15 protein-coding genes are annotated in these 18,837 nt (G+C 69.3%); all 15 read right to left on the bottom strand.

All coding sequences use genetic code 11. The features are described 5' to 3' along the window. Window positions 1-3: 3 nt before the first annotated feature. On the bottom strand, window positions 4-3,471 hold the full coding sequence (gene rpoB / locus QP089_RS42235) for a DNA-directed RNA polymerase subunit beta (protein WP_285920132.1): 3,468 nt from the start codon (window positions 3,469-3,471) through the stop codon (window positions 4-6). 428 nt (window positions 3,472-3,899) lie between these two features. Next, window positions 3,900-4,970 (bottom strand): Rv1363c family protein, encoded by a 1,071-nt coding sequence (locus tag QP089_RS42230; protein ID WP_512699693.1) that lies wholly within the window; start codon window positions 4,968-4,970, stop codon window positions 3,900-3,902. 2 nt (window positions 4,971-4,972) lie between these two features. Next, window positions 4,973-5,461, bottom strand: a complete 489-nt coding sequence (locus QP089_RS42225) for an Rv1363c family protein (protein ID WP_285920128.1) — start codon at window positions 5,459-5,461, stop codon at window positions 4,973-4,975. A gap of 10 nt (window positions 5,462-5,471) precedes the next feature. Further along, window positions 5,472-6,944, bottom strand: a complete 1,473-nt coding sequence (locus QP089_RS42220; protein WP_285920126.1) for an MCE family protein — start codon at window positions 6,942-6,944, stop codon at window positions 5,472-5,474. Then, window positions 6,941-8,314 carry an MCE family protein gene (locus tag QP089_RS42215; RefSeq protein WP_285920124.1) on the bottom strand — a complete coding sequence of 458 codons (1,374 nt, stop codon included), beginning with the start codon at window positions 8,312-8,314 and terminating at the stop codon, window positions 6,941-6,943. Before QP089_RS42215 ends, QP089_RS42220 begins: the two co-directional genes overlap by 4 nt. Then, window positions 8,311-9,594: an MCE family protein gene (locus QP089_RS42210; RefSeq protein WP_285920122.1), complete on the bottom strand. Its 1,284-nt coding sequence runs from the start codon at window positions 9,592-9,594 to the stop codon at window positions 8,311-8,313. Before QP089_RS42210 ends, QP089_RS42215 begins: the two co-directional genes overlap by 4 nt. 16 nt (window positions 9,595-9,610) lie before the next feature. Continuing rightward, on the bottom strand, window positions 9,611-10,693 hold the full coding sequence (locus QP089_RS42205) for an MCE family protein (RefSeq protein WP_285920120.1): 1,083 nt from the start codon (window positions 10,691-10,693) through the stop codon (window positions 9,611-9,613). Further along, window positions 10,694-11,725 carry an MCE family protein gene (locus QP089_RS42200; protein ID WP_285920118.1) on the bottom strand — a complete coding sequence of 344 codons (1,032 nt, stop codon included), beginning with the start codon at window positions 11,723-11,725 and terminating at the stop codon, window positions 10,694-10,696. It lies immediately after the preceding gene. After that, the gene (locus QP089_RS42195) at window positions 11,722-13,032 is read right to left on the bottom strand and encodes an MCE family protein (RefSeq protein WP_285920116.1); all 1,311 of its coding nucleotides are present in this window, start codon (window positions 13,030-13,032) and stop codon (window positions 11,722-11,724) included. Before QP089_RS42195 ends, QP089_RS42200 begins: the two co-directional genes overlap by 4 nt. A gap of 7 nt (window positions 13,033-13,039) precedes the next feature. After that, entirely contained in the window at window positions 13,040-13,888 is an 849-nt protein-coding gene (locus tag QP089_RS42190) for an MlaE family ABC transporter permease (protein WP_285920114.1), read from the bottom strand. Beyond that, window positions 13,888-14,739 (bottom strand): MlaE family ABC transporter permease, encoded by an 852-nt coding sequence (locus QP089_RS42185; protein WP_285920112.1) that lies wholly within the window; start codon window positions 14,737-14,739, stop codon window positions 13,888-13,890. Before QP089_RS42185 ends, QP089_RS42190 begins: the two co-directional genes overlap by 1 nt. Next, complete coding sequence (locus QP089_RS42180) at window positions 14,739-15,881, bottom strand: ABC transporter ATP-binding protein (RefSeq protein ID WP_285920110.1); 1,143 nt, start codon at window positions 15,879-15,881, stop codon at window positions 14,739-14,741. Before QP089_RS42180 ends, QP089_RS42185 begins: the two co-directional genes overlap by 1 nt. A 608-nt stretch (window positions 15,882-16,489) precedes the next feature. Further along, window positions 16,490-16,876, bottom strand: a complete 387-nt coding sequence (rplL, locus tag QP089_RS42175; RefSeq protein WP_285920108.1) for a 50S ribosomal protein L7/L12 — start codon at window positions 16,874-16,876, stop codon at window positions 16,490-16,492. Window positions 16,877-16,930: 54 nt separating this feature from the next. Next, window positions 16,931-17,518, bottom strand: a complete 588-nt coding sequence (gene rplJ / locus QP089_RS42170; RefSeq protein WP_285920106.1) for a 50S ribosomal protein L10 — start codon at window positions 17,516-17,518, stop codon at window positions 16,931-16,933. Between the two features lie 334 nt (window positions 17,519-17,852). Then, the gene (locus QP089_RS42165) at window positions 17,853-18,737 is read right to left on the bottom strand and encodes an SCO4651 family lipoprotein (RefSeq protein ID WP_285920104.1); all 885 of its coding nucleotides are present in this window, start codon (window positions 18,735-18,737) and stop codon (window positions 17,853-17,855) included. Window positions 18,738-18,837: the final 100 nt, after the last annotated feature.

Genomic DNA, 18,837 nt, shown 5'->3' with positions numbered 1-18,837 from the left:
TGATCAGACCTCTTCGACACTGCTCGGCTCGCGCCGGGACAGGTCGATGCCGAGCTCCTCCGCGGCGCGGAAGACGTCCTCGTCGGTGTCGCGCATCTCGATGGACATGCCGTCGCTGGAGAGCACCTCGACGTTGAGGCAGAGCGACTGCATCTCCTTGATGAGCACCTTGAAGGACTCGGGAATGCCGGGCTCGGGGATGTTCTCGCCCTTGACGATGGCCTCGTAGACCTTGACCCGGCCGAGGACGTCGTCGGACTTGATGGTCAGCAGCTCCTGCAGGGCGTAGGCCGCGCCGTACGCCTCCAGCGCCCACACCTCCATCTCACCGAAGCGCTGGCCGCCGAACTGGGCCTTACCGCCGAGCGGCTGCTGGGTGATCATGGAGTACGGGCCGGTCGAGCGGGCGTGGATCTTGTCGTCGACCAGGTGGAGCAGCTTGAGGATGTAGATGTAGCCGACCGAGATCGGGTCGCTGTACGGCTCGCCGGTGCGCCCGTCGAACAGCCGCGCCTTGCCGCCCGGGCCCACCATCCGGTTGCCGTCGCGGTTGGGCAGGGTGCTCTGGATCAGGCCGGTGACGTCGTTCTCGCGAGCGCCGTCGAACACCGGGGTGGCCGTGTTGGTCCACGGCGGGGCCTCGTCGGCGCCGATCTCCTTGAGCGCGCGCTTCCAGTCGGCGTCGTCGCCCTCGACCTTCCAGCCGCGGGAGGCGACCCAGCCGAGGTGGGTCTCCAGCACCTGGCCGACGTTCATCCGGCCGGGCACGCCCAGCGGGTTGAGCACGATGTCGACCGGGGTGCCGTCCTCGAGGAACGGCATGTCCTCGACCGGGAGGATCTTGGAGATGACGCCCTTGTTGCCGTGCCGGCCGGCCAGCTTGTCACCGTCGGTGATCTTGCGCTTCTGGGCCACGTACACCCGGACCAGCTCGTTCACGCCGGGCGGGAGCTCGTCGCCCTCGTCGCGGGAGAACACCCGGACGCCGATGACCTTGCCCTCCTCGCCGTGCGGCACCTTCAGCGAGGTGTCGCGGACCTCGCGGGCCTTCTCGCCGAAGATCGCGCGCAGCAGCCGCTCCTCGGGGGTCAGCTCGGTCTCGCCCTTGGGCGTGACCTTGCCGACCAGGATGTCGCCGGGGACGACGTCCGCACCGATCCGGATGATGCCGCGCTCGTCGAGGTCGGCCAGGACCTCCTCGGAGACGTTCGGGATGTCCCGGGTGATCTCCTCGGGACCGAGCTTGGTGTCGCGGGCGTCGACCTCGTGCTCCTCGATGTGGATCGAGGACAGGACGTCGTCCTGCACCAGGCGCTGGCTGAGGATGATCGCGTCCTCGTAGTTGTGGCCCTCCCACGGCATGAACGCCACGAGCAGGTTCTTGCCGAGCGCCATCTCGCCGTCGTCGGTGCACGGGCCGTCGGCGATGACCTGCCCGAACTCGACCCGCTGGCCCTCGTCCACGATCGGCTTCTGGTTGAAGCAGGTGCCCTGGTTGGAGCGCTTGAACTTGGACACGCGGTAGGTCGTGCGGGTGCCGTCGTCGTTCATGACGGTCACGTAGTCGGCCGAGACCTCCTCGACGACGCCGGCCTTCTCGGCCGTGATCACGTCGCCGGCGTCGGTCGCCGCGCGGTACTCCATGCCGGTGCCGACCAGCGGCGCCTCGCTGCGCAGCAGCGGGACGGACTGGCGCTGCATGTTGGAGCCCATCAGCGCGCGGTTGGCGTCGTCGTGCTCCAGGAACGGGATCATCGCGGTCGCGACCGAGGTCATCTGCCGGGCCGAGACGTCCATGTACTGGACCTCGCGGGCCGGGACCAGCTCGACCTCGCCGCCCTTGCGGCGGACCAGGATGCGGTCGTCCTGGAAGGTGCCGTCCTCGTTGAGCAGGGAGTTGGCCTGCGCGATGACGAAGCGGTCCTCCTCGTCGGCCGTCAGGTAGTCGATCTGGTCGGTGACCCGGCCGTCCTCGACCTTGCGGTACGGGGTCTCGACGAACCCGAAGGGGTTGACCCGGCCGAACGCGGCGAGCGAGCCGATCAGGCCGATGTTCGGGCCTTCCGGCGTCTCGATCGGGCACATGCGGCCGTAGTGCGACGGGTGGACGTCGCGGACCTCCATGCCGGCGCGCTCACGCGACAGGCCGCCGGGGCCGAGCGCGTTCAGGCGGCGCTTGTGCGTCAGCCCGGCCAGCGGGTTGGTCTGGTCCATGAACTGCGACAGCTGGCTGGTGCCGAAGAACTCCTTGATGGAGGCGACGACCGGCCGGATGTTGATCAGCGTCTGCGGCGTGATCGCCTCGACGTCCTGGGTGGTCATCCGCTCGCGGACGACGCGCTCCATCCGGGCCAGGCCCAGCCGGACCTGGTTCTGGATGAGCTCGCCGACCGTGCGCAGGCGCCGGTTGCCGAAGTGGTCGATGTCGTCGACCTCGATCGGCACCGGGACGGCCCCGAGGGTGGCCTCCTCCTCGCCGGCGTGCAGCCGGACCAGGTACTCGATCGTGGCGACGATGTCGTCCTCGGTCAGGGTGCCCTGGCGCATGTCCAGGTCGAGGCCGAGCTTCTTGTTGATCTTGTAGCGGCCGACCTTGGCGACGTCGTACCGCTTGGGGTTGAAGTACAGGTTCTCCAGCAGGGTCTGCGCCGACTCGCGGGTCGGCGGCTCGCCCGGCCGCAGCTTGCGGTAGATGTCGAGCAGGGCGTCGTCCTGGCCGGAGGTGTGGTCCTTCTCCAGGGTGACGTTGATCGACTCGTAGGCGCCGAAGTGCTCGCGGATGCGGGCCTCGTCCCAGCCGAGGGCCTTGAGCAGCACGGTGACCGGCTGCTTGCGCTTGCGGTCGATGCGCACGCCGACGTTGTCGCGCTTGTCGATCTCGAACTCGAGCCAGGCGCCGCGGCTCGGGATGACCCGGCAGCCGTAGATGTCCTTGTCGGACGCCTTGTCGAGGGCGCGGTCGAAGTACACGCCGGGCGACCGGGTGAGCTGCGAGACGACGACGCGCTCGGTGCCGTTGATGATGAAGGTGCCCTTCGGGGTCATGAGCGGGAAGTCGCCCATGAAGACCGTCTGGCTCTTGATCTCACCGGTGGTGTTGTTGATGAACTCCGCCGTGACGAACAGCGGGGCGGAGTAGGTCATGTCCTTGTCCTTGCACTCCTCGACGGAGTACTTGGGCGGCTCGAACCGGTGGTCGCGGAACGAGAGGGACATGGTCCCGGAGAAGTCCTCGATCGGACTGATCTCCTCGAAGATCTCCTCGAGGCCCGACTGGGTCGGGACGCTCCTACTTCCGGCCTTCTGGGCCGCCTCGACCCGGGCCTTCCACCTCTCGTTGCCCAGCAGCCAGTCAACGGAGTTGGTCTGCAGAGCAAGGAGGTCCGGGACTTCGAGCGGCTCCTTGATGCGCGCGAAGGAGACGCGGTGCGGACCGGTTGCGGTATTCGAGGCGTTGCGCGAGGCTGCCAAGAGTGGTGGTCCTTCCGAGGGCTCGCGGCGTAACTGACGACACGCACGCCAGACGATCCACGTTCAAGACCCGCGCGTTAGGGGCCAAAACGGACCCGCTCGGGAGTGCTCTCACACGTGGATAGTCAGAGGGCAGCGCAAAGGGGCAGTGTAGCCGACCGGTACACCGCTCGCAACTCTAGCGCCGCAGTATGCATCACGTTGCCATGGAGCATCGCCCCTCCAGGCCTTGCAGTCAAGAGCGGACTTGGACTTTTCGGGCCCTGACCTGCAGTGAGGAAGGCCATAGTTTACTGGGGGGCGACCCCCCGATCCCCCGTCGCGGTCGGTGGCCGAGGTTCGGGCCTCGTGGGGCTGTTCAGCCGGCTCTTTACGCGGACGGGCGACCTCCCTGTCGTGGGAGGTCGCCCGGGCGGGTCGGAGGGGGGCTAGGAGATGACGTCGACCTTCTGGGCGAGCCACTTGCCGTCGACCTTGACCATGGTCATCTTCAGCCGCAGCGACTCGGGGAGCTGCGGCGTCTTGTCGTTCTTGGTGGCCGAGGAGCGGTCCGCGTAGACCAGGACCACGACCTTGTCCGGGGACGCGCTGATCGCGCCCGTCTTCATCACCGTGGTCGTCCCGACGAGCTGCTGCGCGGTCGCCTGCGCCTTGAAGGACGGGAGCTGCTTGACGTAGTCGTCGTGCAGCTTGCCCGTCGTCATGGCGGCGGCGGCCTTGGTGTCGGCGTCGATCGTCCGGTAGTCGTAGGACGACAGCTCCTGGGCGGCCTTCGAGGCGGCCCACAGGCCGTCCCGGCGCGCGTCGTCGATCGCGTTCTGCTTGTGGTCCTTGAGGATCAGGACCGTGGCCGCGGTGCCGAGCGCGAGGAACAGGACCGTCATCACCGCGAGCAGCGTGAACCGGCCGGTGCCGACGCGGCGGCGCGGCTCGTCGGTCTTGGCGGCCCGCTTGAAGGCCAGCGCCTTCTTGGTCGTGCGGGGCTTCGCCTCGTCCGCGGGCTCGTCGTCCTCGTCCTCGAGCTCGCCGTCCTCGTCTTCGTCCTCGGCCTCGTCGGCTTCGGTCTCGAGGGCGTCGTCCGGCTCGTCCTCGGCCTCGTCGGTGTCTTCCTCGGCCTCGGTCTTGAGGGCGTCGTCGGCCGGGGCCTCGTCCGCGGCTGATTCGTCCGCTGCGGGGTCGTCGTCCTCGGGGACGCTTTCGGGGGCCTTCTTGGTGCGGCGGGGCTTCACAGCCGTTTTGACGGCCTTCGCCGGGGCGTCCTCCTCGGTGTCCTCGGCGTCGGTGTCCTCGGCGTCGGCGGCGGCGGCCGCGTCGGCGGCGATCTGGGCGAGGCGCGCGGCCTCGCGGGCGCGGGCCGCGGCCTCCTCGGCGAGGCGGGCCGCCTCCGCAGCCTCCTCGGCCTTGGTGGCCTGCGCGGCTGCCTTGCCGGCCTTGCCGTCGCCGTCCTCTCGCGGGCCCTCGTCCTTCTTCGGTGCGGAGCGCTTGCCCCTGCCGAGCATGGTCACGGGACCACCTCCAGGTTGGCGACGAGCCAGCGGTCACCGACCCGGCTGAGTTCCATCAGGTACCGGTAGGCGCGCTGGGCGCCGTCCTTCACCTTGGGGTTGGTGACGGTCCCGTTGAGGGAGACCATCACCTCCGCCGAGTCGCCGTCCATGGAGACGACCCCGGCCTCGACCTGGCTGACGGTCGACTTGGCCTGCGTCTGCTTCAGCGTGTCCATCAGAGTCTTGGACTGGGAGCCGAGCTTGTTCTTCAGGTCGCCGGTGGCGCCCGACATGATCCGGTCGATGTCCTTCTGCGCGGACGTCGAGCTGATCGTCATCAGGTTGACGCCCATCTGGCGGGCCGACTGGGTCGCCCTCACGCGCTGGTCGGCGGACTCCTTGCCGTGGTAGACGCGCACCGAGTACACGCCGGTGACGACGGCGAGCGCGACGACGAGCACGCCGAGGGCGATCGTGGTGATCTGCGGCCAGAGGCGTCTCATCGGCCCCGCCTCACTGGCTCAGGGGTCCGAGCATCAGCCACTTCCACGAGGAGTCTCCCAACTCACGATTGCCGGCGGTACGTGGCATGACGTACTTCTTGCCGTCCGGGCCGTACACCGCGCCCGTCGACGGATCGTATCCAGCGAATTCGACTGAATTGGCCGGATACGACAGGTACAGCCGCCCATTCGACAGCTGGCCGGTCGGCGCCGCCGCGGCGGCCGCCTTGCCCTTGGCCTGGCCGTCGCCGGAGCTCTTGCCCTTGGCCTCCGACGACTTGGAGCCGCCGTCGGTCCCGTACGCGCCGCCCGCGGGGAATCCGGCGCCGGTGGTGGCGCCAGGGGGCAGCGCCGGGACGGGCGTCAGCGCGTCCTTGGGGAAGTTGCGGGCACCGCGCACGTCCGTGGCCGAGTTGTGCGGGGCCTTGCAGCCGACGTTCAGCGGCGGGTTGCGCAGCGAGGTGTCCTGCGGCCAGCGGTGCTTCACGCCCCCGTAGCCCTCGGTGCACGCGGGCGGCGAGCTGATGTTCAGGTCGAGGCCGAGGTGCTGGGTGCCGTCGCCCGGAGTGACGGTGAACGCGCCCGCCACCTCGACCGGGTAGAGGATGAACAGCGACCGCAGGCCGTTCTGCCGGGAGGTGATGACCTGCCCGGTGGTGGTCAGGTTGGCCAGCAGCGTCGGCAGCGTCGGCGACAGCTGGTCGATCGCCTTGTGGGTCTGGTCGACGGCCCCGGGGGCGTTGTCGATCGTCTTGCGCAGCGCGGGGTCGTCCTTGCGCAGCGAGGCGGTGAAGTCGTTGAGGTTGCGGGCGAAGCCGCGGATGTTGGCGGCCTCGGACCGCTGGGTGTCCAGCACCGTCACGCTGTTGTCGAGCAGCTGCTTGGTGTCCGGGTACGCCTGGTCGGCGGTCTGCAGCAGCCGGTGCGTGTCGTCCAGGATCGACTGCAGGTCCGACGCCGAGCCGTTGAACGCCTTGTCCAGCTCGTCGACGATCGTGCCGAGGTCCTTGGTGTTCACCGAACCGACGAGCTGGTCGACGTTGCGGAGCAGCTCCTCGGTGCGCACCGGGAGCGTGGTCATCTGCTTCGGGATCGTGTAGGGATCGCCCTGGTCGAGGTAGGGGCCGGTCTTCCGGGTCGGCTCCAGGTCGATGTACTGCTCGCCGACCGCGGACCGGTTCGCCACGATCGCCTTGGTGCCGTCGCGCGGGATGCGCTTGCCGCGGTCGAGCACCAGCTTCACCCGGATGCCGTCCTTGGTGAGCGACATCGGGCCGACCCGGCCGACCGGGACGCCCCGGTAGGTGACCTCGGCGTTGGTGAACACGCCGCCGGAGTCGGACAGGTCGACGTAGGCGGTGTACTGCTTGCCGAGCAGCTGCCGGCCGACGCCGATGTAGTTCACCAGCACGATCGTCACGCCGACGATCGTGATCACCGCGAAGGCGATCAGCTGGATGATGACGCCGCGCTTGAGGATCACCAGAGGCCCCCCATCAGGGTCCGCAGACCGTCGTCGCCGGGTGCCGGGGCCAGCGCGCCGTTCCGGGTGCCGCCGGTTCCGCCGGAGCCGGACTTCTTGGTCGTCGTCGGCGTCGGCGTCGGTGTCGGCGTGGACGCGCCGGGGAGGCCGGGCAGCCCGGGCAGCCCGCCGGCGGAGCCGCCGGACGACTGCGGGAGCGAGCCGAGCGGCGAGTCGGGCAGGGTCACGTTCGGCACCTGCAGCATGTTGCGCATCTGCTTGCCGCTGCCGATCTGGTTCTCCAGGTCGGTGCCGCCGAGCAGGTTCTGGGCGAGGTCGTTGAAGTCCAGGTCGACCGTCAGCCTGACATTGCCGTAGTCGCCCTCGATCACGTTGGCGAAGGTCGGCGGGAACGGGAAGGTGATCAGCGACTGCAGCGCGTTGGGCAGGTCGGAGCCGGCCTTGTTCAGGTTGGCGAGGATCTTGTTCAGGTCCTTCAGGTTCGCCACGAAGTTGGCCTGCGACCTGTCGATCACGTCGGTGGTGGTGCGGCTGAGCTTGTTCAGCGCCACCAGCATCCTCGTCAGGTCGGCCCGGTTGCGCTTGAGGATCGTGATCGCCGGGCCGGTCTGGTCGATGGTGTCGGTGATCGTCTTGCGCTCGTCGGACAGCTTGCCGGTGAGCCGGTCGATGCTGTCCAGGGCGCGGGTGATCGCGGCGCGGTTGGTGTCGAGCGTCCCGGCGAAGGTGTCCACCCGCTGCAGCACCGAGCGGATCGTGCCCTCCCGGCCGCTCATCGCGGCCTGCAGCTCGTGGCTGATCGTGGCGACCTGCTCGATGCCGCCGCCGTTCAGCAGCATCGACATCGCCGACAGCACCTCTTCGATCTCGGTGCCCTGGCCGGTGCGCGACAGCGGGATCACGTCACCGGAGCTGAGGTGCCCCGTCGGCGCCTGGTCGGTCGGCGGGGCCAGCTGGACGAACTTCTCCCCAAGCAGGCTCGTCTGGCCGATCGTGGCGACCGCGTTGTCGGGCAGGTCGACGCTGTCGCGGACCTTGACGGTGACGACGGCGTGCCAGCCCGCCGTCCCGCCGGCCAGGTCGATCTTGGTGACCTTGCCGACCGAGACGTCGTTGACCTTGACCACCGACTGCGGCACCAGGTCCAGCACGTTGGTGAACTCGATCTTCACGGTGCGGGGGTGGGAGCCGAGGTCGGGGCCGCCGGGCAGCGGCAGCGACGACACGCCGTTGAACGAGCAGCCCGACAGGGCCGTCACGCCGGCGAGCGCCACGGCGGCCAGCGGCTTCGGGCCGAGCAGCCTCGTGCGGCGCGGCGCGGCCCCGCCGGGCGCGTCCGTCCCGCCGCGCCTGCGCGGTGTCCTGCTCATCGGGCACCTCCGGGCAGCAGCGAGGTGATGCTCTTCGGGTCGTGCGCCGCCGTCTTCGCGGTCTTCTTGGTGCTCGTGCTCTTGGTACCGGTGCTCTTGGAGCCGCTGCGCCCGCCGGGGCCGTAGGCGTCCGGCGGGATCGGCACGGGGTCGTAGTGCGTGGTCAGCGCGGTGATCCAGGACAGGTCCAGGCTGACCCCGGCGAGCGCCTTGCCGATGCCGTTGTAGGGCTTGACGAAGTCCAGGCACTGCTTGGCGGGGGTGCCGACGGAGTAGGCCAGCGAGCACACCCAGTCGGCCAGGTTGTTGAACTGGCGGAAGTTGTCGCGGGTGTGGATGGTGCCGCTGATCGGGTCGTAGGCGCGGGCCAGGTTGTTGATGGCCAGCGGGCCGGCGGTCAGCACCTCGGCCAGCGCGTCCTTCTCCTTCACCAGCACGCCGGTGACCTGCGCGAGCTGCCGGACGTTGGACGACAGCTCGGTGCGGTTGTCCTTGATGAACGTCTGCACGTTCCGCAGCGTCGGGGCGAGGGTGTTGAGCGCCGCGCTCAGCTCCTCCTTCTCCCCGTCCAGCTGGCCCGACACGCCGTTCAGGTGGGTGCTGAACGAGCGGATCTGCTGGTCGTTGGCCTTCATCGTGTCGGTGATGATCCGCAGGTTCCTGATCGTCTGGGCGACGTCGCCGCGGTCGGCGCTGAGCGTGCTGAGCATGTCGGAGGTGTCGGCGATCGTCTGCCGGATGTCGCCGCCCTGCCCCTGCAGGTTCGCCGCGCCGACCTGCAGCAGCCGCGACAGCGAGCCCTGCTGCTTGTCCGGGGTGGTGGCGTTCGCGCCCTGCGGGCCGAGCGCCTTGGTCAGGTCGTTGAGGCTGCCGCTGACCTCGTCGACCTCGACGGGGACGGCGGTGCGGTCGGTGCCGAGCGTCGCGCCGTCGGCCAGCACGGGGCCGCCGGTGTAGACGGGGGTCAGCTGGATGTAGCGGTCGGCGACCAGCGTCTGGTTGACGATGACGGCCTGGGCGCCCGCCGGGACCTTGTACTTGGCGTCCCAGCTCAGCTCGACCTTCACCGAGTCGCCGACCGGCTTGACGCTGGTGACCTCGCCGACCGGGATGCCGAGGATGCGGACCTCGGCGCCCTTGTAGAGGCCGACGGTCTTGGTGAAGTACGCCGTCATGTGCCGCTGCCTGGGTTCCTGCAGGAGCAGGACGAGCGCGGCCGCCAGCACCGCGACGGCGAGGATCGCGCCGCCGAGGCGAAGGATGAAGCCGGAGTTACGCACGGGGGAACCTGCCTGCTCAGGGGAGGAACGGCAACGGGTTGTTGCTGTTGTTGCCGGTACCGGTCTGGCCGTTCTGCTTGTTCTGACCGCCGCCCTGGGTGGGGGCGCCCGTCCCGGTGCCCGAGCTCTTCGGGGCGTCCTGGATCGAGGCGGGGATCGGGAGGAGGTTCTGGATGTAGGAGTCGAACCAGCGGCCGGTGCCGACGACGTCGGAGAACTGCCGGGCGTACGGCGCGAACAGCTGGATCGTCCGGTCCAGGTTGTCCTGGTTCTTCAGCAGGATCCTGTTGACCTTGGTCAGGTTGTCCAGCATCGGCTTCAACTGCGCCTGGTTCTCGCTGATCAGCGCGTTGACCTGCTGCGACAGCGAGACGGTGTTGACCAGCAGCTGGTGGATCACCGCGCGCCGCGCCTGCACGGCCTGCAGCACCTTGTCGCCGTCCTGGACGAGCTTGGCGAAGTCCTGGTTGCGGTCGGCCAGCAGCTGCGAGACGTCCTTGGCCTTGCCGGCCAGCTCGTGCAGCTGGTCGTCGCGTGAGGCGACGGTGCCGGACAGCCGGCGCAGCCCCTGCAGGGACGCCTTCACCTCGGGCGGGGAGTTCTTGAAGGTGTCCGACAGGGTGTCGAACGACTTGGCGAGCTGCGCGGTGTCGATCTGGTCGACGCGCTGGCTCAGCTGGCTGATCGCCGGGACGACCTCGAACGGCGTGTGCGTGCGCTCGACCGGGATGGTGCGGCCGAGCCGGCCCGACCCGCGCGGGGTCAGCGCGAGGAAGTGCTGGCCGAGCAGCGTCTTGATCTTGATGTCGGCCTCGGTGCGGTCGCCGAGCCGCACGCCGTCGTCCACCTGGAAGGTGACCTTCACGTGACCGTGGTCGAGGTCGAGGGACTTCACCTTGCCGACCTTGACGCCGGCGATGCGGACCTCCTCGCCCGCCTTCAGCCCCGCGGCCTCCTTGAACGCGGCGGTGTGCGTCCTGCCGCCGTTGATGAACGGGATGTTCCCGAGGTTCATCACCAGCACGAGCGCCAGGACGATCACCGCGAACGCGACGAGGGCGATGGGGACCGGGTTGCGCTCCCGGAACGGGATCCTCATCTACTTGCACCTCGCGTTCTCGTTCACGATCGCCGGCGTCTGGTAGACCGGTCCGCCCGGCAGCCGCACCCGCGCGTCGAGGCCGCAGATGTACATGTTGAACCACGAGCCGTACTGGGAGATGCTGACCAGCTTCTGCAGCGTCTTCGGCGAGCCCTCCAGGGCCCGGTTCAGCTCGCCGCTGTTGGCGTTGAGCGTTCCGGTCAGCTTCCGCAGCCCGTCGATGTCGCTCTTGATCCCCGGCCGGGACTGCTTCAGCAGGCCCGCGGTCGTGCCGGTCAGCTGGTTGATCGCCGACACCGAGTCGAAGATCGCCTCGCGGTCGCCGGACACCCCGCTGACGAATCCGCGCAGGTCGGTGATCAGCTGCTCGACCTGCTGGTGCCGGTCGTCGATGGTGCCGAGCACGGTGTTCAGGTTGTCGATCACGTCGCCGATCACCCGGTCGCGGTCGGCGAGGGTGTTGGTCAGCGACGCCACGTGCGACAGCAGGCTGTTGACCGTCCCGCCCTCGCCCTGCAGCACCTGCACGATCTGGGTGGCGAGGGTGTTGACGTCCTTGGGCTCCAGCGCCTGGAACAGCGGGCGGAACCCGTTGAACAGCGTGGTGAGGTCCAGCGCGGGCTGGGTCTGCCCGACCGGGATGGTGCCGCCGGTCCTGAGGTAGCTGTTGGCCTGCCCGGCGCCGTCGCTCAGCGACAGGTACCGCTGCCCCATCAGGTTGCGGTAGCGGATCTGCGCCTGCGTGGAGGCCGGCAGCCCCGCCTGGAACACCCCGCTGCGCTGGAGGCTGAACGTCACCTGGGCCTGGTTGCCGTGGTACAGCTTGATGTCCTCGACCTGGCCGACCCGGACGCCCGCGACGCGCACGTCGTCGTTCTTCAGCAGCCCGGTGGCGTCGGTGAAGATCGCCTTGTAGTCGCGGGACGGCCCGAACCGCGTGTTGGAGATGGTCATCGCGAGCACGCCGGTCGCGAGCGCGGTGAGCACGACGAAGATGCCGAGCTTGATCGCGGCGCTGGTCGTCTTCACTTGATCGTCACCACCGATCCGCGCAGCAGCGGCCCGTACATCAGCGACGCGACGTCGGAGAGCTGGTCGGCCGGCGTCCGCGACATCGGGCCGACGATGCTCTTGATCTTGTCGTTCTCGCTCATCGAGCCCGGGTCGACGAACACGTCGGAGATGCCGCGGCCGCGCGAGCCGGCGCCGCTACCGCCGTTCGGGTCGTCGGGGTTCTTCCACCACAGGTCGTCCTCGGTGCCGTCCAGCGCCAGGTAGTCCGGCGAGGGGACCTTCGGGTTCGGCAGCCCGTAGCAGCGCGGGTTGCGCTGGTCCTTGGCCTCGGGCAGGTCGAGCGGGTACTTGTAGCCCGGCCGCGGCTTGACGATCTCGACCGTCAGGTTGAAGGTCTTGCCGCCGTTGCCGCCCGCGACGCGCTCGGCCTCCGGCCGCAGCTTGACCAGGCCGGCGAACACGCACGGCAGCGACGGCGAGTACCGGGCGATCAGGGCGAGCCCGTCCCGGCTGGCGATGTTCACCCCGACGATCTTCGGCGCGTTCTGCGTCATGAACGTGTTCCCGTCGCGGGCCAGGTCGGTCGTCGCCGGGATCAGCCGCTCGATCGTCGCCTTCTTGTCGGTGATCGTCTTGCTGGTCACGTTGATGTTGCGCAGCGTCTGCAGCAGGTCGGGGGCCGCCTGGTGGTAGATGTCCGACACGTCGGCGAGGCTGTTCAGGTCGTGCACCAGCGTCGGCAGCTCCGGGTTGACCTTCTTCAGCAGCGCGTCGGCCTCGTCGATGTCGCGGCCGATCTGGTCGCCGCGGCCCTGCAGCGCGGTCGCCAGCGCGTTCAGCGTGGTGTTCAGCTCGGCCGGCTTCACCGCCCGCAGCACGGGCAGCAGGTCGTCCAGCAGCTTGTTGATCTCGACGGCCTGCTGGGAGCGGTCCTGCTGGATGGTCTGCCCGGCGCGCAGCCCCTCGGGGCCCGGCTGCTGCGGGATCTCCAGGTCGACGTACTTCTCGCCGAACAGCGTCTTCGGCAGCAGCCGCGCCTGCACGTTGTTCGGGATCTTCTCGGCCTCGCCGGGGTCCAGGGCGAGGTCGAGCGTCGCGCCGTTGGAGGTGACGTGGGTGCCGCGCACCTCGCCGACGATGATCCCGCGGACCTTCACGTCCGCGTGCGGCAGCAGCTGCAGCCCGACCCGCTCGGTCGCGACCTTCACCTTCGTCACCGGGGTGAACGCCTTGTTGTAGAAGGCCACGGTCAGCGCCAGCAGCAGGACGATCACCAGGATCATCGCCAGGCCCAGCACGCGGTAGCGCGTCCTCTCGCTCACGGCCGCCTCACCCCGCGATCCGGACGCCGGTGCTGGTGCCCCAGATGGCCATGCCGAGCAGCAGGTCCGCCACGTTGATCACCACGATGCTGGTCCGCACCGCGCGGCCGACCGCGATGCCGACGCCGGCCGGGCCGCCGCTGGCGTTGTAGCCGTAGTAGCAGTGGATCAGCATCACCAGCACCGAGAAGATGATCACCTTGCCGAACGACCAGTAGATGTCGTGCGGCGGCAGGAAGAGGTGGAAGTAGTGGTCGTAGGTGCCCGGCGACTGCCCGTAGATCATCGTCACGATGACCCGCGTCGCGCCGTAGGAGGCCAGCAGGCCGACCACGTACAGCGGGATCACCGCGACCATCCCCGCGATCATGCGGGTGGTGACCAGGAACGGCATCGACGGGACCGCCATCACCTCGAGCGCGTCGATCTCGTCGGAGATCCGCATCGCGCCGAGCTGCGCGGTGAACCCGCAGCCGACCGTCGCCGACAGCGCCAGCGCCGACACCAGCGGCGCGATCTCGCGGGTGTTGAAGTAGGAGGCGATGAAGCCGGTGAACGCGGCGGTGCCGATCTGGTCGAGGGACTCGTAGCCCTCCAGGCCGACCTGGCTGCCGGTGAAGAACGTCATGAACCCGACGATCACCACCGAGCCGCCGATCACCGCCAGGCCGCCGGTGCCGAGGCTCACCTCGGCCAGCAGCCGCAGCACCTCGGTGCGGTACCGGCGCAGCGCCCGGAACGTCCACGCGAACGCGCGGACGTAGAACGACATCTGGTGGCCGAAGTCGTCGAGCCGCGCGAGGGGCGCGCTCACCGCCCGGTTGACGGCCTTGCCCGCCTTGGTCGGGGCCGCCATCACATGCCCTTCGCCGGGACGAACTGGCTGTACAGCATCGAGATGATGAAGTTCTCCACGAACAGCAGCATGAAGGTGATGACCACGGTCTGGTTGACCGCGTCGCCCACGCCCTTCGGCCCGCCCTTGGCGTTCAGGCCCTTGTAGGCCGCCACCAGGCCGGCGGTGATACCGAACACGAACGCCTTGATCTCCGCCTGCACGAGGTCGGGCAGCTGCGCGATCGCGTTGAACGAGGCGAGGTAGGCGCCCGGCGTGCCGTCCTGCAGCACGACGTTGAAGAAGTAGCCGCCGAGCAGGCCGACCACCGACACCAGGCCGTTCAGGAACAGCGCGACGAACGCGCAGGCGAGGGTGCGCGGCACCACCAGGCGGTGCAGCGGGTTGATGCCGAGCACCTCCATGGCGTCGATCTCCTCGCGGATCTTGCGGGAGCCGATGTCGGCGCACATCGCCGACCCCGCGGCGCCCGCGACCAGCAGCGAGGTGACCAGCGGGCTGGCCTCGCGGACGATCGCGACCACCGCGGTCGCACCGGTGTAGGACTGCGCGCCCAGCTGCCGGATGAGCCCGCCGACCTGCAGCGACAGCACGCCGCCGAAGGGGATGGCGACCAGCATGGTGGGGACGACGGTGACGCTGACGATGAACCAGGCCTGCTCGATGAACTCGCGCCACTGGAACGGGCGGCGGAAGACCGCGCGCCCGGTGTCCAGGCACATGGCGAAGAACCTGCCGGGCTCGCGGATCGCGACGTTGGTCGCGCCGTCCCCGATCTTGCGCAGCGTGCCGGAGGAGCCTCCGGCCCTGCTTCCCGCTCGCTGGTCCGCGCCGATACCAGGAGTGGACATCAGTACGCCGCACCTCCGGGGGCGCCCGGCGGCGGGTTACCGGGGAAGTGGCCGGGACCGCCGGGACCGCCGGGACCGGCATGGCCGGGTGCGCCCGGCGGCGGGCCCGCGGGCGGCGGGCCGCCCGGTGCCGCCGGGGCGGCGGCCGCGCCGGCGGACATGGACGCCACGTACCGCGGCCACTCCTCCACCCAGTTGCGGCCGAGGTCGTCGATGAACGAGCCGGGCGGCGGCGTCACGCCGTGCGCGGCGCACCAGGCGCCGGGGGCGTGCATGCCGGCCCGGATCAGCCCGTTGCTCGGCATCTGCTGCGGCGGGATCGGCGGCAGCTTGCCCGAGTCGAGGCCCATCTTCGCCTCCGCCTCGAGCTCGGAGGCGTCCTTCTCCTCCGACATGCCGATCGGGCCGATCTTGCTGGCGTTGAGGAACTGCCGGACGACCGGCTCCTCGCTGGACAGCAGCATCTCCCGCGGGCCGAACATGGCCAGGTTCCGCTGGTACAGCAGCCCGATGTTGTCGGGGATGGTGCGGGCGGTGTTGATGTCGTGGGTGACGATCAGGAACGTCGCGTTGAGCTGCGCGTTCAGGTCGATGAACACCTGGTTCAGGAACGCGGTGCGGACCGGGTCGAGGCCGGAGTCCGGCTCGTCGATCAGCAGGATCTCCGGGTCCAGCACCAGCGCGCGGGCGAGGCCGGCGCGCTTCTTCATACCGCCGGAGATCTCGCCGGGCAGCTTGTGCTCGGCGCCGAGGAGGCCGACCATCTCCATCTTCTCGAAGACGATGCGCTTGACCTCGGACTCGGACTTCTTGGTGTGCTCGCGCAGCGGGAAGGCGATGTTGTCGAACAGGTTCATCGAGCCGAACAGCGCGCCGTCCTGGAACAGCACGCCGAACAGCTTGCGGGTCTCGTAGAGCTGCGACTCGGGCAGGTAGGGAAGGTCCTTGTCGCCGATCCAGATGTGCCCCCGGTTGGGCTTGAGCAGCCCGACGAGGGACTTCAGGAACACCGACTTGCCGGTACCGGACGGGCCCAGAAGAACGGAGATCTCACCTGCGGGAATGGTCAGCGACACGTCCTGCCAGATCACCTGGCGGCCGAAGGACTTCGTCAGGCCCTCGACTCTGATCTCGACGCCCACTCGTCACCTTTCGTCCAGGCCGGGGGGAATCCCGAACCAATGAGCGAGTAGCACTCTGGCTCTGCCTTGCCCGTCACACCTCGTGCCCGCCCCGTTGCTACCGCCCGGTAGCCGTGACGGGTGCCACCACCGTAGCGGCCCCCCGTCCAAATGGAAGGGGTTCCGCCCCAGATCAGCGGCAAAATCCGACGTCGTAAGACAATCGTTACTTACGGGCCCTATGAGACTAGTGGTCCAAGAACCGGCGCCTCAAGCCAGGGGTGTCACGGACGCGCTGGAACCGGTGGCCGGGACAGGGGCGGCCAGGTGCGGCCACAGCGTCAGGACGGGACGCTACGCCGCCCGCCGAGTACCGCACAACCCGCCCCGGCGCACGCTTTTCACCAGCTCTTTATCACTCCCACACAGGAAACGCACCCGGAACGGCGCTCTCGTTGGGGCTCCGCGACAACCGCCCCACGTCCCGCCGCGACAACCGCTCCGCGTCGCGCCGCGAGCACCGCCGGGGCCGGGAACGCGAAGAGGCGGCCGCCCCACCCGAAGGTGGGACGGCCGCCTCGAAAGAGCAGCGGAGCCGCGCGGGCCCCGGAAGCTCCGGAGAGAGCGCCCTACTTGACGGTGACCGTCGCGCCGGCCTTCTCCAGGGCCTCCTTGGCCTTGTCGGCCGTCTCCTTGTTGACCTTCTCGAGCAGCGGCTTCGGCGCGCCGTCGACCAGGTCCTTGGCCTCCTTGAGGCCGAGGCTCGTGAGGCTGCGGACCTCCTTGATGACCTGGATCTTCTTGTCGCCGGCGCCCTCGAGGATGACGTCGAACTCGTCCTGCGCGGCGGCCTCCTCGGCGGCCGGGGCGGCGCCGGTCGGGGCGGCCACGGCCGCGACCGGCGCGGCGGCCTTGACGTCGAAGACCTCTTCGAACTGCTTCACGAAGTCGGACAGCTCGAGGAGGGTCATCTCCTTGAAGGTGTCGAGCAGCTCTTCGGTGCTGAGCTTCGCCATGATGTTTCCTCCGCTATGGCTTCAAATCTGGGGTCTTACGGGAACCGCGGGTGCCTACTCGGCGGGTGCCTCGTCGGCGGCCTCGGCGGCCGGCGCGTCGGCGGGGGCCTCGGCGGTCTCGCCGGCGGCCTCGCGCTTGGCGCGCAGCGCCTCGGCGAGCTGGGCGGCCTGCGTCGGCAGGGCGTTGAAGAGCGCGGCCGCGTTGGCCATGGAGCCCTTCATCGCACCGGCCAGCTTGGCCAGCAGGACCTCGCGGGACTCGAGGTCCGCGAGCCTGGTGATCTCCGAGGCGTCCATCGACCGGCCGTCGATGAAGCCGCCCTTGATCACCAGCAGCGGGTTCGTCTTGGCGAAGTCACGCAGGCCCTTGGCGGCCTCGACCACGTCGCCCCGGACGAACGCGATGGCCGAAGGGCCCTCGAGCAGCTCGCGGAACTGCTCGTCGAGCCCGGCCTCGTCCGCCGCGCGCCTGGTCAGCGTGTTCTTCACCACGGCGAACCTCGCGGTCTCGCCGAGGTTGGTGCGCAGCTCCTTGAGCTGCGCCACCGTCAGCCCGCGGTACTCGGTCAGCACGGCGCCGCTGGAGCTCTCGAACTCCTGCTTGAGCTCGGCGATCGCCGCGGCCTTCTCGGCCTTGGCCATGTGGCCTCCTTCCGATTACCTGGGTGGTCACGACCGTCGCCCGGCCCTCGCGGGTCGGGCGCCGATCCACCAAAAAACGCCCCGGCGCAGGTGTGCACGGGGCGTCATGCCAGGCCCGGGAAGGCCAAGCGGAAGGCTCACGTCGCACCTACGCAGGCCGCCCGAACGAATCGGGTCCTTCGGCCGCCCCGACTGGGACGGCGACCGGCGGTCTTCGGCAGACAACAGAGTACGTGCCCGCGCGCCGCAAGGCCAAATCGGTTGGGCGAGCCGGAGCAGCGCGCAGGGCCGCGCCGGACGGGTCCGGCACGGCCCTGCGTCGAACTCTCGGGGGTCAGGCGCCCGGCGTGGCGCCGGTGCCGAGGCCCTTCATCAGTGCGGCGAAGTCGGTCACCTGGCTCGCCGGCGGCGCGGTGACCTGCACCGGCTTGCCGAAGTCGCGGTAGCTGGTGGTGATCGTCATGACGCCCGCGGCCGTCTGGCCGGTCTTCATCGTCATCTTGCGGGGCAGCTGCTGCCCGTCGACCCACAGGTCGAAGTGCATGTCGCCGTTCATGCCGGACTTGGCCAGGCTCTTCTCGTACGCCTGCCGCTGGTCGGCCGGGAGCTTGGCGACCGCGTCCGCCACCCGGTAAGTGCCGGTGTAGTGCGTGGTCTGCACGCCGTTCACCGTCTCCTTGCCGACCTCGCGGGCGTCCTTGGACGCCGTCAGCATCCTGGTGTTCTGGACGGGGTCCATCTGCTGCGACTGCTGGAGCAGCTCGTCGACGTTCATCCCGGACTTCGCGCCGACCTCGTCCAGCGACATCTTCACCCAGGGCTTGGCCGACGCCCCGCCGCCGAGCTGCGTCAGCTGCGGGATCTTCATGTAGATGGTGCGGCCGACCAGGACCTCCTTCATGCCGGCCATCGACTTGCCGCCGACCGTCATGTTCGTGAAGTCCATGCTGAACGCCAGGTCCGGCTTGGTGCGGTACTGCATGGTGCCGGACATGTTCATCGAGCCCGCGGCCGATCCGGTGGCCGTCATCGACATGTCGGCCTGGAACGAGTTGATCTTGCCGGTCTTCTGCGCGGTCCTGCCGAGCACCTGCGCCGCGGTCAGCTTGATGTTCTCGCCGGCCTCGCCCGCCTTGCTCCCGGCGTCGCCGAGGCAGCCGGTCAGGGCGAGGGCGAGGCCGGCGGCGGCCGCCGTGCCCGTGGCGAAGCGTCGGATCATGGTGGTCTCTCCTCGGTCTGCGTCGTGGTGCCCGGACGCTCGGACCGGACCCTCTATGAGACGCAGGGGAGACTAGCGGGGTTCACTCTGTCCCGTGTTG

Source organism: Actinomadura opuntiae (genome assembly GCF_030283205.1).
Classification (GTDB): Bacteria; Actinomycetota; Actinomycetes; order Streptosporangiales; family Streptosporangiaceae; genus Spirillospora.
The sequence above is the reverse complement of the archived record's forward strand: the minus strand, read 5'-3'. Positions and strand labels throughout refer to the sequence as shown.

Excerpts from the sequence above, each read along its gene's own strand:
- QP089_RS42230 (WP_512699693.1), bottom strand. The coding sequence starts at position 4,970 with ATGCTCGGCAGGGGCAAGCGCTCCGCACCGAAGAAGGACGAGGGCCCG.
- QP089_RS42225 (WP_285920128.1), bottom strand. The coding sequence starts at position 5,461 with ATGAGACGCCTCTGGCCGCAGATCACCACGATCGCCCTCGGCGTGCTC.
- QP089_RS42215 (WP_285920124.1), bottom strand. The coding sequence starts at position 8,314 with ATGAGCAGGACACCGCGCAGGCGCGGCGGGACGGACGCGCCCGGCGGG.
- QP089_RS42205 (WP_285920120.1), bottom strand. The coding sequence starts at position 10,693 with ATGAGGATCCCGTTCCGGGAGCGCAACCCGGTCCCCATCGCCCTCGTC.
- QP089_RS42190 (WP_285920114.1), bottom strand. The coding sequence starts at position 13,888 with ATGGCGGCCCCGACCAAGGCGGGCAAGGCCGTCAACCGGGCGGTGAGC.
- QP089_RS42185 (WP_285920112.1), bottom strand. The coding sequence starts at position 14,739 with ATGTCCACTCCTGGTATCGGCGCGGACCAGCGAGCGGGAAGCAGGGCC.
- rplL (WP_285920108.1), bottom strand. The coding sequence starts at position 16,876 with ATGGCGAAGCTCAGCACCGAAGAGCTGCTCGACACCTTCAAGGAGATG.
- rplJ (WP_285920106.1), bottom strand. The coding sequence starts at position 17,518 with ATGGCCAAGGCCGAGAAGGCCGCGGCGATCGCCGAGCTCAAGCAGGAG.
- QP089_RS42165 (WP_285920104.1), bottom strand. The coding sequence starts at position 18,737 with ATGATCCGACGCTTCGCCACGGGCACGGCGGCCGCCGCCGGCCTCGCC.